The 13,064-nt window shown below is 72.7% G+C and carries 11 protein-coding genes; 8 read left to right on the forward strand and 3 right to left on the reverse strand.

Features of this window, described 5'->3' with window-relative positions; translation table 11 throughout:
- Positions 1 to 278: 278 nt before the first annotated feature.
- Together ACFWJX_RS17160 and ACFWJX_RS17165 are read left to right on the forward strand one after the other, a co-directional pair.
- Positions 279 to 2,348 (forward strand): DUF4139 domain-containing protein, encoded by a 2,070-nt coding sequence (locus tag ACFWJX_RS17160; RefSeq protein WP_383243191.1) that lies wholly within the window; start codon positions 279 to 281, stop codon positions 2,346 to 2,348.
- An 8-nt stretch (positions 2,349 to 2,356) separates the two neighbouring features.
- On the forward strand, positions 2,357 to 3,919 hold the full coding sequence (locus ACFWJX_RS17165; RefSeq protein WP_383243194.1) for a mucoidy inhibitor MuiA family protein: 1,563 nt from the start codon (positions 2,357 to 2,359) through the stop codon (positions 3,917 to 3,919).
- A 181-nt stretch (positions 3,920 to 4,100) separates the two neighbouring features.
- On the opposite strand, the gene ACFWJX_RS17170 is transcribed toward ACFWJX_RS17165, so the two are convergent.
- Genes ACFWJX_RS17170 through ACFWJX_RS17180 form a run of 3 tightly spaced genes read right to left on the reverse strand, consistent with a single transcriptional unit; the run spans position 4,101 to position 5,457 of the window.
- Positions 4,101 to 4,589, reverse strand: coding sequence for a DUF5360 family protein (locus ACFWJX_RS17170; RefSeq protein WP_383243197.1), 489 nt, complete (start codon positions 4,587 to 4,589; stop codon positions 4,101 to 4,103).
- A complete protein-coding gene (locus ACFWJX_RS17175) occupies positions 4,589 to 4,915 on the reverse strand; it encodes a DMT family transporter (RefSeq protein WP_383243199.1) in 327 nt (108 codons plus the stop codon). Before ACFWJX_RS17175 ends, ACFWJX_RS17170 begins: the two co-directional genes overlap by 1 nt.
- Positions 4,915 to 5,457, reverse strand: a complete 543-nt coding sequence (locus ACFWJX_RS17180) for a TetR/AcrR family transcriptional regulator (protein ID WP_383243201.1) — start codon at positions 5,455 to 5,457, stop codon at positions 4,915 to 4,917. Before ACFWJX_RS17180 ends, ACFWJX_RS17175 begins: the two co-directional genes overlap by 1 nt.
- Positions 5,458 to 5,999: 542 nt before the next feature.
- Here ACFWJX_RS17180 and ACFWJX_RS17185 point away from each other — a divergent pair.
- From ACFWJX_RS17185 to ACFWJX_RS17210, 6 genes are read left to right on the forward strand one after another with little or no spacing between them, the layout of a single operon-like run.
- A complete protein-coding gene (locus ACFWJX_RS17185) occupies positions 6,000 to 7,151 on the forward strand; it encodes an aminotransferase class I/II-fold pyridoxal phosphate-dependent enzyme (RefSeq protein ID WP_383243204.1) in 1,152 nt (383 codons plus the stop codon).
- On the forward strand, positions 7,148 to 7,705 hold the full coding sequence (locus ACFWJX_RS17190; RefSeq protein ID WP_383243207.1) for a hypothetical protein: 558 nt from the start codon (positions 7,148 to 7,150) through the stop codon (positions 7,703 to 7,705). Before ACFWJX_RS17185 ends, ACFWJX_RS17190 begins: the two co-directional genes overlap by 4 nt.
- A 56-nt stretch (positions 7,706 to 7,761) precedes the next feature.
- The gene (locus ACFWJX_RS17195) at positions 7,762 to 8,694 is read left to right on the forward strand and encodes a class I SAM-dependent methyltransferase (RefSeq protein ID WP_383243210.1); all 933 of its coding nucleotides are present in this window, start codon (positions 7,762 to 7,764) and stop codon (positions 8,692 to 8,694) included.
- Positions 8,691 to 11,261 carry an MMPL family transporter gene (locus ACFWJX_RS17200; RefSeq protein WP_383243213.1) on the forward strand — a complete coding sequence of 857 codons (2,571 nt, stop codon included), beginning with the start codon at positions 8,691 to 8,693 and terminating at the stop codon, positions 11,259 to 11,261. The genes ACFWJX_RS17195 and ACFWJX_RS17200 overlap by 4 nt, the downstream gene beginning before the upstream one ends.
- Before the next feature lie 6 nt (positions 11,262 to 11,267).
- On the forward strand, positions 11,268 to 12,005 hold the full coding sequence (locus ACFWJX_RS17205; RefSeq protein ID WP_383243216.1) for a CPBP family intramembrane glutamic endopeptidase: 738 nt from the start codon (positions 11,268 to 11,270) through the stop codon (positions 12,003 to 12,005).
- Between the two features lie 47 nt (positions 12,006 to 12,052).
- Positions 12,053 to 12,988, forward strand: a complete 936-nt coding sequence (locus ACFWJX_RS17210; RefSeq protein ID WP_383243219.1) for a carbohydrate kinase family protein — start codon at positions 12,053 to 12,055, stop codon at positions 12,986 to 12,988.
- Positions 12,989 to 13,064: the final 76 nt, after the last annotated feature.

Raw genomic sequence — 13,064 nt, forward strand, 5'->3', positions numbered from 1 at the left:
GTTCCCGGTCCGGGGACCGCTGTGTCCGTTGCGACCGCCGGCCGACGGAGCTGGTCCGGGCGCTCACCCCGGACGACCGCACCTTCGCCCGGCCGTGGACGAGCTGCACAGTGGCGCCGCGCACGGCGAGGACGGACCGCGGCACGCCATGGCCGCCGACTCCGGCAGCACGCCCGCGCCGCCCACCGATCAGCTCTCGTCGGGCCGGATTCGATCACCGCGACGGGACGGCGACCGCGACGTAAGCTGTGCTCGGCACAGACACGGTGGGGGCGTTCATGCGGGTGGAAGAGGCACGGAATTGGGGTTCGGCCCTCGATTCGGTCGTGGTGTACGCGCAGGGCGCGCTCTGTCGCCGCCTGGCCCGGGGCAGCGTGCCGCCCGGCGGGCGGGTCCGGGTGACGGGACTGCCCCGTTCGCTGGACCCCGGCTCACTGCGGGCGCGCGTCCTCGATGCCTCCGGAGTGCGTGTCGTCGAGGCCCGGGTGGAGGTCGACGCCGAGCCGCTGGACGCGGGCATCCCCGACGCGCTGCGGCGCGAGGTGGAACGGCTGCGAGACGAGTACGCGGCGGCACAAGGGCGCCGGGACCGGCAGCTGAGCCTGATCGAGGAGGTCACGGCGCTGCATCCGGTGCCGCCGCCCCGCAGGCGAGACGACCCGCACCGCCGCACCCCCGTCGACGCGTGGCTGGAACTCGCCGACTTCGTCGAACAGCGGCTGACCGGCCTGCACGCCCGCCTCGCCGAACTGGACGAGGCGCTGCTCCTCGTCGAGCACGAACTCACCGTCGCCACCGACCGACTCGACCGCGCCTCCACGGACGTACCGTCGGCGCACGTCGAGACCACGGTCTCCGCGGTCCTCACCCTCGTCGGCGGCACCGGTGACGAGGAGCTGGAACTGGAGCTGGAGTACGGGGTGCCGGGCGCCGTCTGGGTGCCGGCCTACCGGCTCACCCACCGTCAGGGCGACGAGAGCGGCCGCCTGGTGCTGCGCGCCTCGGTCGCCCAGCGCACCGGCGAGGACTGGACGGGCGTACGGGTCGCCCTGTCCACCGCCGACCTGCGGCGCCGCACCGACCAGCCGAGGCTCCGCTCGATCCGCATCGGACGCCGCCAGCCCACCCCCGCCCCCTCCGGCTGGCGCGAACCCCCGGCGGGGCTCGCCGATCTGTTCGCCGGGTACGACGCGCCGGGCCCCCGTCCCGCCGCGGCCACCGAAGGCATGGCGGCGGGGGCCGGCTTCGCCCGCACAGCTCCCCCACCGCTTCCCCCGTCCTACGGCGGGCCACCGGCCATGACCGCGGGGCCCGGCAGCGCACCCGCCGCCCCTCCGGCGCCCGCCGCCCCCGCTCCGATGCCCGTCGGCGGCGCGATGCCCGACCGCGCGCAGCCGGCCAGGTCGCGCCCCGGCGGCGGGCCCCGTGCCAGCAGGGCAGCGTTCGCCGCCAAGGCACCCGCGGCTCCGGGCGGGGCCGCTCCCCCACCGCCTCCCGCCCCGGCGGTCGGGCCGCCGCAACCGAGCGGTGCCGAACTCGACTACGCCGCCCTGGTGTTGTCCGGTCCCGACGAGCAGGGAGAGCGCCGAGGCCGGCTGTTCCCCGGCTCCTCCCACGACCCGGTGGCGGCCGAGTACCGGCGCCGCGCCGAGTCGGTGGCCGCGCTGCCGCTGCCCGGACACGCCGTGCGGCCCCGCGAGTCCGCGGGATCCTTCGACCACCGCTTCGACGCCGCCGCCCGCGCCGACATCCCGTCGGACGGCACCTGGCACACCGTCACCGTCGCCGAGATCCCGGTCGGACTGCGCACCGAGTACCTGTGCGTACCGTCCGTGGAACCGACCGTGTACGCCACTCTGGTTCTCTCCAACGCCACCGACCACGCTCTGCTGGCCGGCCCGGTGGAGGTCACCGTCGACGACGACTTCCTGCTGACCGCGTCACTGCCCACCCTCGCGCCCGGCGATGTGCGCCGGGTAGGACTGGGGCCGGCCGAGGGCATCCGGGTCACCCGCCGTACGAACCTGCGCGAGTCGACGTCGGGCCTGCGCAACAACGTCACCGTGCTCGACCACCGGGTGCACGTGGAGCTGGCCAGCCAGCTCGCGAGGCCCGTCACCGTCGAGGTGCGCGAGCTGGTGCCGGTCAGCTCCGAACCGGACGTCCGGATCGAGGAACGGGCGGACTGGACGGCACCGGAGGACGGTGCCGCATCCGAGCACCACGCCCCGGGCACCCGCGTCTGGCGGGTCGCCCTGCCCGCCGGTGGCACCGCCGCCCTCGACGGCGGCTACGAGATCCGCATCCCGGCCGGCAAGGCCCTGGTCGGCGGCAACCGCAGGAGCTGACACACCCCATGCCCACCGCCCCGAAGCCGATCCCCCTTCCCGTCACCGCCGTCACCTGCCTGGAGGACCGCGCACACGTCGAACGCGCCGCCGTGCTGGACCTCCGGCCCGGCGTCCAGCGGCTGCGGCTGGGTCCGGTCAGCGCGCTGGCCGTCGACCGCACCCTCCACGCCGAGGTGACCGCCGGTCACCCCGCGACCGTGCTCGACGCGCGGATCGTCCGCGAGTGGACGCCGCGCGGGCCGCGGCCGTCCCCGGACCATGACTCCGCCCTCCGCCGGAGGGTGCACGCCCTCGAAGAGGAACGCCTAGCCGTGGAGCAGCGACGCGACCGGCTGCGGTCCCGTCTCGACCTGCTCGGCCGTCTCGCCGCCGACCTGTTGCGGGAGATCGGCGAAGGCGCCGGCTCCGGGGAGACCGAAGGGCCCCGTTGGGCCCGCGAGCTCGACCGGGTGGACGCCGAACGCGACACGTACGGCGAGCAGCTCCGCGCCGCCGGAGCCCGGCTGAGCGCCCTCGACGCCGAACTCGGGGAAGCGCGACGGGCCATGGACCTCGCGGAGACCGAACCCGCCGAGCTGGTCGGGCACATCGAGCTGACCGTGGAGGCCGCCGCCGCCGGTCCGGTGGGGCTGCGCCTGACGCACCTCACTCCCTGCGCGCTGTGGCGGCCCGCCTACCGTGCCGTCCTCGACGGTGACTCCCTGACGCTGGAGACCGACGCCATGGTCTGGCAGCGCACCGGCGAGGACTGGTCGGACGTACGGCTGACGTTGTCGACGGCCCGGTCCGCGCTGGCCGCCGAACCGCCGCGGCTGCGTGAGGACCGGTTGACGCTGAAGGACCGCACGGCGGAGGAGCGCCGCACGGTCGAGGTCGAGCTGCGCGAGCAGGAGATCGGGGACCTCGGCCCGGCCCCCGTGCTCGGCCTGCCGGGAGTCGCCGACGGCGGCGAGACACGGGTGCTCAACGCTCCCGCGCCGGTCTCGGTGCCCGCCGACGGCCGCGCCCACCGCGTGCGGCTCTCCGCCTTCACCACGGCCGCGAGCAGCGAGTACGCCTGCGCGCCCGAGCTGTCCCCCCTGGTCACCCAGGTGGTCCGGTTCGACAACCGGTCCGGCCACGCCCTGCTCGCCGGACCCGTGGACCTGGTCCGCGGCAGCGGATTCACCGGCCGCGGCACACTGGACTTCACCGCCCCGGGCGCCCCGGTCGAGCTGGCCTTCGGCAGCTGCGACGACTACCGGGTGGTCCGGTACGCCGAGGAGTCCCACGCCTCCCCCGGCCTGACCCAGCGGACCGTGACCACCCACACGGTCCGGCTGCACCTCTCCCGTTTCTCCGCCCCCGCGGAACAGGCCGTACAAACGGTTGCCGTGCGGGAGCGCGTCCCGGTCTCCGAGGTCTCGGCGGTGGAGGTACGGCTGCGCAACGAAGCCTGTTCCCCCGCGCCCGACACGCTCGACGCGGAGGGCATCGCCCGCTGGAACGTCGTCCTGCCTCCCGGCGGCCGACGCACGGTCACCCTGGTCTACGAGGTGTCGGCGAGCGCGAAGGTGGCCGGGCTGTGAGGTGAGGGTGCCGAGGCCGGCCGGCCTCGGCACCGGTGAACCTCGTCGAGCCGGCGCACCCCCACCCGACTGCCCCGACTGCCGCGACATATTTGAGTGCCGGACGGACGGACGGACGGACGGGCGGACGGACGGACGGACGGACGGACGGACGGACGGACGGACGGAAGAAGAACTTCTCTCACCTCCGCCCGGTCACCGCCACAGATTCCACCGTCCGGGTTTCGCTTCCCATTGATCTCCGCAGCAAATACACGATCGACGGAATGGGGAAGAGGAGCAGGGCAAGGTTCGGAATCCACCAGGTGAGGGACCAGTCGCCGCGCAGTGACCAGAATGCCACTGCCTGGAGTCCGGCGGAGCTGGTGAGCGTCAGGGAAATCAGCGTCAACGGAAGATGAAGTCCGCGGTGACACGCCTTTGTCCGGACACGGCGGTTACCGGCCAGGTGGAGAGAAACGAGGCCGGTGACGCTCGCGGCGATGTCCAAGGGCAGGAACGAGTAGTTCCAGTCGCTCATGACCGGGTCGCCGTAGTCCTTGTAGGCGTGCTCCGGCGGAATGAGGTTGAGCAGTGCGACCGACCAGTACAGCAGGAAGCCGACGTCGGTCACGAGCATCGCGGCCTTGATGGTGCGCACGCCGCGAGGGGTGCGGTCCGCTGCGGTCATCAGTGCTCCATCCCGCCGCCCAGGTACATCACGGCCACGCCCAGGACGACCAGGGCCACTCCGATCACGGTGGCGGGACGCACCGACTCGCCGAAGAACAGGACGCCTCCGGCGAAGGCGCCGACCGTGCCGACCCCCGACCAGACCGCGTAGACCGGACCGACGTTCAGGGACTTGAGTGCCTGGGCGAGGAGGACGAAGGCGAGCCCGTAGCCCACGACGACCAGGATGCTCGGGGCGAGCCTGGTCAGGCCGTGGGAGGCCCGCAGGGCGAGCGTGGCCGCCACCTCGGAGACGATCGCCCCGGCGACCAGGAGGAGCCCCATCACCCGGCCTCCGCGGGCCCTGGCGCGATCAGGTCCTCGACGAGGGCGCGCAGCCGGTGGTGGTCGGCGCCCTGCGGCGGAGCCAGTCCCAGCAGGCGTGCGGTCCACCAGCCGTCGACCGCCATGCGCACGAGGGAGCTGACGCCCGGCGGCAGCCCGTCCTCGTCGAGGCGGGTCTGCCAGTCGCGGTAGCGCTCCTGGAGGACGTCGAGGACCGCGGGGCCCCCTGCCGCCGCGAGCAGTGCGACCGGTACGGCGGACGGGCCCGCCCCGCCCTCGTCGGGGGCCGCCACGGGGATCGAGGCGTCCAGCCAGGCTCTGGTGAAGGCGCCGGCGGGCGCTTCGGGGCCGGGCAGGACCGCCTCGAACCGGTCGACGAGCCGGCGGACGACGCCCTGCACCAGAGCCGACTTGGACGGGAAGTGGTGGAGCAGTCCGCCCTTGCTCACGCCGGCCTCGGCGGCCGCCGCGTCGAGGCGGACGGCGTCGACACCGCCCTTCACCAGGAGTCTCTCCACCGCGTCGAGGATCTCGTCGCGCATGCGTTCCACCCGTCTTCGTCGCCGTACAGCAATTCCCGACCGTCTGGACGGTCGTGAAAGCGTACCATGCTGGTCAATGACGGCGGAGAAAGATCAGACAAACGCTTTCCGGGGAAACCGGATTCGTTACCTCCACGTCAAGAGAAGCGCCTTTACCGTGCCGTCGTTGACACTTTTGAGCCTGCGGGGATATTTTCGGGCATCGTCACCGGCTGACGGCCGGCATCGCGGAACCAACGGGGGACAGGATGATCGGAAACTCCGCCTAGAAGACGCAACCCGGCAGACCGGGTAATCATCTGCGCGTGATCAGGGGACGCAAAAACGCCTCCCCTCGTTTCCGCGCGCATTCCTTGGGCTTGTGCACGAACGGCCAATTCGCCGTGCCGCTTTCTGGTGCGCGCATGCCCATCGAGCACGTTCGTCATTGATCAACCGATCAAGGAATGATGAAAATGAGTGCGATACAGGCATTATCTCAGCGGGGTAATCCCACGGACCTCTACTCGCGTTTCAGCTCTTTCACCACGGCTCGCGACCTCATGGCCGCCGATCTCTATCCGTTCTTCCTGCCGCTGGAGGGTGGCGAGGGCCCGACCGTCCGCCGGGACGGCCGCACCCTGATCATGTGCGGGTCCAACAACTACCTGGGCCTCACCGGTCATCCGGAGGTGCTCGCCGCGGCCCGGTCCGCTCTCGACCGGTACGGCTCGTCCCGCACCGGTTCGAGGTTCCTCAACGGCAACACCGACCTGCACCAGGAGCTCGAGGCGGAACTCGCCGACTACCTCGGCAAGCCGGCCGCGCTGGTGATGTCCACCGGCTACCAGACGAACCTCGGCGTGCTCGGCGCGGTCCTCACACCCCGGGACCACGTCGTCCTGGACCGCAGCGCCCATGCCTCGCTCCTCGACGGCTGCCGGCTGAGCGGGGCCAAGGTCCGCTGGTTCCCGCACAACGACCCCGAGGGACTGCGCCAGACGCTGGAGCGCATACCCGACGACGCCGGGCGGCTCGTCGTCGTCGACGGCGTCTACTCGATGGAGGGCGACGTCTGCGATCTGCCGGCCGTCGTGAAGATGTGCTCGGCGTACGGCGCACGGCTCCTCCTCGACGACGCCCACGGGCTCGGCGTACTCGCCGAAGGACGGGGCACGGCCGCGCACTTCGGCCTCACCGACGAGGTCGACCTGATCACCGTCACCTTCAGCAAGTCCCTCGCCTCGCTCGGCGGCGCCGTCGCGGGCAGCGAGGAGGCCATCCACTACCTCAGGCACCACGCCCGCAGCCTGATGTTCAGCGCGTCGACGACCCCGCCCAACGCGGCAGCGGCGCTCGCCGCCCTGCGCATCCTGCGGGCCCGGCCGGAACTGGCCACGGCGGTGCAGGCCAACGCCGCCTACATCCGGCGCGGACTGGCCGAGGCGGGCGTACGCAGCACCCCCAGCTCGACACCGATCGTGGCGCTCCCCACACCCGGTGCCCTGGAGACCCTCACCACGTGGCAGCGGCTGCTCCACGACGGCGTGTACGTCAATCCGGTGCTTCCGCCCGCCGCCGAACCGCGCCTGCGCACCAGCTACATGGCGTCGCACACCCTGGACCAGCTCGACCGCGTCGTCGAGGCCTGTGCCGCGCAGGACGCCCTGCTGGAACCGCGCGGGCACGACGACCGCTCGGCGAGCGTCGCGTGAGCGGCGTCCCGGCCCGGGGCCGCGCCCCGGCGCTGACGGCCGCCGGCCTTGCCACCGGGGCGTGCGCCGTGGCGTCGGCGTCCTCGACCGGCGCTGTCGGCAGCATCGGCGTCGTCGTGCCCGCCGCCACGCTGTCGTTCACCGCGGGCCTGCTTCTGGCCCGGACGATCCCGGTCCCGGTGCCGACGGCGAGCCAGGACGACAGCCGTGCCGTCGTGGTGGCCGCCGGGCTCCTCCTGCTCAGCATCGCGGTCGCCGTTCCCGCCGGCGACGGCGCGGCACTCGCGCCGTTGCTCGTCACCGCGGCGGCCTCGGGGCTCGTCACCGGCGCGCTGACCGCCGGTTCGGGACACCCCGCGCGCAGAGCCCAGGAACTCGCCCGGATTGCGTACGCCCTTCTCTGGCTGGGCGCGGGACTGGGCGCCGGCTGTGCCGCGGGCAGTTGGCTGCTGCCGGAGACCCGGGCCGCGGCCAGCGCTCTCGCCTGCGTCTTCGCGCTGCTCCGGCTGGCCGCGATGTCGCAGGCCCGCCGGGTGGCGCCGCCCCCGAGCTGACGTACCCCCTCTCCCGACTTCCTGACTCTCGACTTCGTGAGCACCAAGGAGCCTTCATGTCCCGCATCGGTCTCGTCGCCCGAGCCCTGCGCCTCACCCTCAGCAAGGCGCACGCCGATCCCACCGCCGACTACGACGCCGCCAGTTCCGACTACGACACGTTCTTCAGCCCGGTGATGGGCCGTCACTCCACCGCCGCCCTCGACGAGGTCCCGATCCACCCCGGCGACACGGTGGTGGAACTGGCCTGCGGTACCGGCCATCTGACCGCCGAGATCGTGCGCAGGCTGGACGGCCGTGGCGCGGTGTTCGCGGTGGACAAGTCGCTCGGCATGCTGGAGGTGGCCAGGAAGAAGGTGCTGCCGCTCGTCGAGGAGGCACCCGGCCTGCTGGTGGAACTGTCCGACGGCGACATGGAGTCCTTCGCCAGGGGCGTCCCGTCGGGCAGCGCTGACCTGGTCGTCGTCGGCTGGGCCATCTGCTACGCCAAGCCGCCGCGGCTGCTCGCCCAGATAGAGAGGATCCTGCGCCCCGGTGGCCGGGTCATGGTCATCGAGACCAGGGCAGACGCCCACAAGGCCCTCACCGACCGGCTGGAACGGGTCTTCGCCGACGACCCCTCCCTGCTGACCGGCCTGATCCGGGTGGCGCTGCCCAAGAGCGTGGCCGTCGTGGCGCGTTGGTTCGCCAGGGCCGGGCTGAGCGTCGACGTCCAGCGGGAGGGCACCCAGGTCATCCCCGCGCACACGCCGGAAGCCGTCCTGGAATGGGTGCAGCGGTCGGGCGCGGCGGCGGGCTTCAAGACCGCCGTGGACAACGCGCGGGAACAGCTCGTGCTGAGCCGGGTGGAGGAGGGTCTGGCGGAGATCCTGCGCAGGCAGGGACGGCTCGACATCGAGCACACCTTCGTGGTCGTCACCGGTCACAAGCCGGTGTCCGCCCGAAACGACCGGCAGGGCCCGCAGGACAAGGAGGTCGGCGTCGCATGACGAAGTCCCCCGCGACCCGGCCCGTCACCGGGCCCGCGCCCGCGCGTGAGCCGGGCGCGGGCGGCCCTCCGGCCGACGGGGGCGGACGCGTGCACCGCGCGCTGCACGCCTTCGCCCGCCGGCTCACCGCCCGCCCCAAGACCGTGATCCTGCTGTGGGCGGTGCTCATCGCGGTGTGCATGCCCATCGGCGGGCAGTTGACGTCGCAGCTCACCGAGCAGGGCGCGTCCAAGGTGGTGCCCGGCACCAGCAGCGCCCATGTCGACGAGCTGACCAAGCGGTCGTTCCCGCAGCGCTCCGAGCGGGAACTCACCGTGGTCGTCACCGCCCCCGACGTCAACACGCCTCGCGTACGGGCCTTCCTGGCCGGTCTCGACGAGCGGCTCGCCGCCCGGCGGGGCAGCGGTGAGGTGACGGCCACATCCTCGGCGTACACCGTGTTCCGGGACGCGACCGAGCGGTTCCTCGGCCAGGTGTGGCAGCAGGCGGGCGGCGCGAGTGCCACGCCGGCCGAGCGCGCCGAAGCGGTCGACGGCCAGGTGCGTCAGGGGCGGATTCCGTCGGCCCTCGTCCCGGCCGCGCGGCAGACCGCCCGCGCGGACGCCCCGGGCCAGGTGGCCGGGATCGCCCGCAGCGCGACCGTCGCCGCCGACTGGCGGGACTTCCCGCTGCCCGTGCCGGCCGACGCCCTGGACCGGCTCATCGCCACGGACTCGAAGACCGCCGTCGTCTCCGTCGCCCACCCGGTCGAGGGCGCCGAGGACCCGGACGTCGACTGGCTGCGCGACACCGCCCGCACCGCACTCGCCTCGGCCGGCGCGGACGCCTCCGCCGACGTCCACGTCACCGGTGAACTGGCGCTCATCCACGACACCTACCAGAAGGCCGAGTCGGACAACGCCCTGATGGAGATGGTGGCGTACGGCATCATCTTCGTCGTCCTGCTGTTCTTCTTCCGCGCGCTGGTCCCGGCCGTCCTCACGCTGGCGGTGGTGGGCCTGGCGATGAGCGTCAGTCAGGCGGCTCTCTTCGGCCTCGCGCATCAGGTGACGCTCACCCAGTTCACGGTGACGATCATGCAGTTCGTCATGCTGGGAGCCGGGGTCGACTACAGCATGCTGCTGTCCTCCCGGTACCGCCAGGAGCGTCTGGCCGGGCGGCCGCCCAAGGAGGCGGCGGTGCAGGCCACCGTGCACGCCGGGGAGAGCATGCTGCTCGCCGCGGTGGCCGTGGTGCTCGCCTTCGGAGCCACCCTGTTGTCGCCGGTGGACTGGATCCCGCCGCTGGGCTACGGCGGACTCGTCGGCATCCCCATCGTGTTCGCCGCCGCCCTCACCCTCACGCCGTGCCTGCTGGTGCTGCTCGGCGACCGCTTCTTCGCGCTGGGCCGCTCCCCGCTGTCCGACCTGGAGCGGAACGGGGCCATGGGCCGGCATCTGTTGCGTACGGCTGAGTTCGCCCGGCGTCGCAAGGCGGCGATCGTCGTCGTCTTCCTCGTCGTCACGGTGCCCTTCGCGCTGCTGGCGGCCGGCAACCGTTCGACGTCGGACCCGGTGAAGCTGAGCCCCGTCACCGACTCCCGCACCGGGTTCGAGAGGCTCGCGGCCACTTGGGGCGACAGCGCGGTCCTGCCCACCACCGTGGTGGGCGAGGCCGCCGACGGCGTCCTGCGGGACGGGCAGCTGACCGTACGGGGCCGGCAGGCGGTGGCGCGGCTCACCGAACGCATCGCCGCCACCGAAGGGGTCGCGTCCGTCGACTCCGCCACCCAGCCGTTCGGACGGCCCTGGGACGCCGGGGAACTCCGCCGGAACCAGGCCTTCCTCAGCGACCACATCGCCCCCGACGGCACGCTGCGCTTCGTCGTCGTGCTGACGGACGGCCCCTATTCGTCGGCCGCCGCCGACACCGTCGAGAGACTCGACGACGTGCTCCGCGAGGCGGGCGCGGACGTCGGACGTCTGGACATCGGCGGTTCCACCCAGGTGGACCTCCAGTACGGCGCGGCCCTGCGCAGCAGCTTCTGGCAGATGGCCGCGCTGGTGAGCGTAGGCGTGTTCGTGATGCTCGCCCTCACCCTGCGGTCCCTGCTCGTCCCCGTCCGGCTGATCGCCACCATCATGCTGAGCAACGTGTGGGCGATCGGAATCACCGTGCTGATCTTCCATCACCTGCGTGGGGAGGTGGTCATCGACGACCTGCCGATCTTCCTGACCGTGCTGATGATGGGCCTCGGCATGGACTACGAGATCTTCCTGGTCACGCGGGTGCGCGACCTCATCCGCAGCGGCCGCTCCCAGGAGGAGGCGACCATCGCGGCCGTGGTGGACACCGGACGGGTGATCAACGCCGCGGGCCTGGTCATGGCGGGCAGCCTCGGCACCATGGCGCTGTCGTCCACCCTGATGCTCCAGCAGTACGGGGCCGGCCTCGGCACCGCCGTCCTGCTCGACGCCACCGTCATCCGCATGCTGTTCGTGCCCGCCACGCTCCTGCTGCTCCAGCGCTACAACTGGTGGTTCCCCACCTTCCGCCGGCGCAGGTCACCCCTTGGCAAGGCCGGGTGACGGTCGATGACCACGAGCCGCGTCGCACCGGCGCCCGGACGCCCCGGACGTCCCGGACCCCTGACCAGGCTGCACCGCCGTACCGCGGCCAGCCCCCTGACCGCGGCGGCCCTCCTCTTCGCGCTGCTCGCCGCGGTCAGGGTCGCCGGCGCCTTCAGCTTCCTCCTGATGGCGCTGTCCGTGGCGCTCAGCGCGACCGCCCTGCTCGTCGTGAGCCGGGACCGCTGGCCCGCCATGGGCATCCGCCGCAGCGACCGCACCGCCGCGGTCGTCGTCTGCACGGTCGTAGTGGCCCTCGTGTACGCGGAGACGTTCCTCGCCAACCGGACCGTCTTCGGGACCGCGGACGACAACTGGACGGCCTGGGTGCCGCGCATCTTCGACGGGCTGGTGCCCGGCGCGCGCTGGGCGGACGGGGCGGCCATGGTCCTCGCCATGGGCGTACTCGTCCCCCTCGTCGAGGAGGTCTGCTACCGCGGTGTCCTCTTTCACGCCGTCGAGGACCGCTGGAGCACCCGCACGGCGATCGTCGTCACCGCGGCCGGCTGGGCGGCGGTCCACCTCGGCGACTACGGCCTCAACCCGCTCAACCTGAGGGTCGTGTGCGGCGTACTGCCGTCGGTCTTCTTCATGGGCCTCGCGCTGGGCATCTGCCGCGCGGTCACCGGTTCCGCACTGGCCTGCGCCGCCGCCCAGGGGGTGTGCAACCTGCTGCTGCTCGGCGCCGTCCTGCTGTGGATCTGACCTCCGTTCCCGCCCCGCCGCCGTCGCACCGGAGAGAGTCACGGACCATGCGTATCGCCGTCACGGGTTCCATCGCCACCGACCACCTCATGACCTTCCCCGGCCGGTTCACCGAGCAGCTCATCGCGGACCGGCTCGACACGGTCTCGCTGTCCTTCCTCGCCGACGACCTCGACATCCGCCACGGCGGGGTCGCGGCCAACATCGCCTACGGCCTCGGCAAGCTGGGGCTGCGGCCCGTCCTGATCGGCGCGGCCGGCAAGGACTTCGCCGCGTACGGCGAGCGGTTGGCCGCGGCGGGCGTGGACATCTCGTCCGTACGGATCAGCGAGACCCTGCACACGGCACGGTTCGTGTGCACCACCGACCGGGACCACAACCAGATCGCCACCTTCTACGCCGGTGCCATGGCCGAGGCCGCCGACATCGACCTGGCCGCCGCGGCCGGCCCGCGCACGCCCTTCGACCTGGTGCTGATCGGCGCGGACGATCCCGCCGCGATGCTGCGCCACACCGAGACCTGCCGCGCCCTGGGCATCCCCTTCGCGGCCGACCCCTCACAGCAACTGGCCCGCCTGGACCGCGATCAGCTTCGCCGGCTGGTGAGCGGGGCACGGTTCCTGTTCACCAACGCCTACGAGAACGCCCTGCTGCGCCGGCACACCGGCTGGGACACCACCGGCGTACTGGAACAAGTCGGCACCTGGGTCACCACACGAGGAGCGGACGGCGTGACCATCGAACAACAGGACCGCCCCACCCTGCGGATCCCCGCCGTGCCCACCTCACGCGCGGTGGACCCCACGGGCGTGGGCGACGCCTTCCGCGCCGGCTTCCTCACCGGCCTCTCCCACCACCGCACCCCGGCCGACGCCGCACGCCTGGGCTGCGCACTGGCCACCCGGGTCCTGGAGACGAAGGGCTCCCAGGAGTACGACGTCCGCCTGGAGTCACTCGTCATGAAGACGACCGTCCGTCTCTAGGCTCCCCCGGTCGCCGGATCGCCGCGTCGTGGGCTCCAGGACACGCACGGCAGCCTGGTGCAGCACGCGCGGTGTC

The sequence above is a fragment of the Streptomyces sp. NPDC058335 genome (assembly GCF_042723915.1).
Classification (GTDB): Bacteria; Actinomycetota; Actinomycetes; order Streptomycetales; family Streptomycetaceae; genus Streptomyces.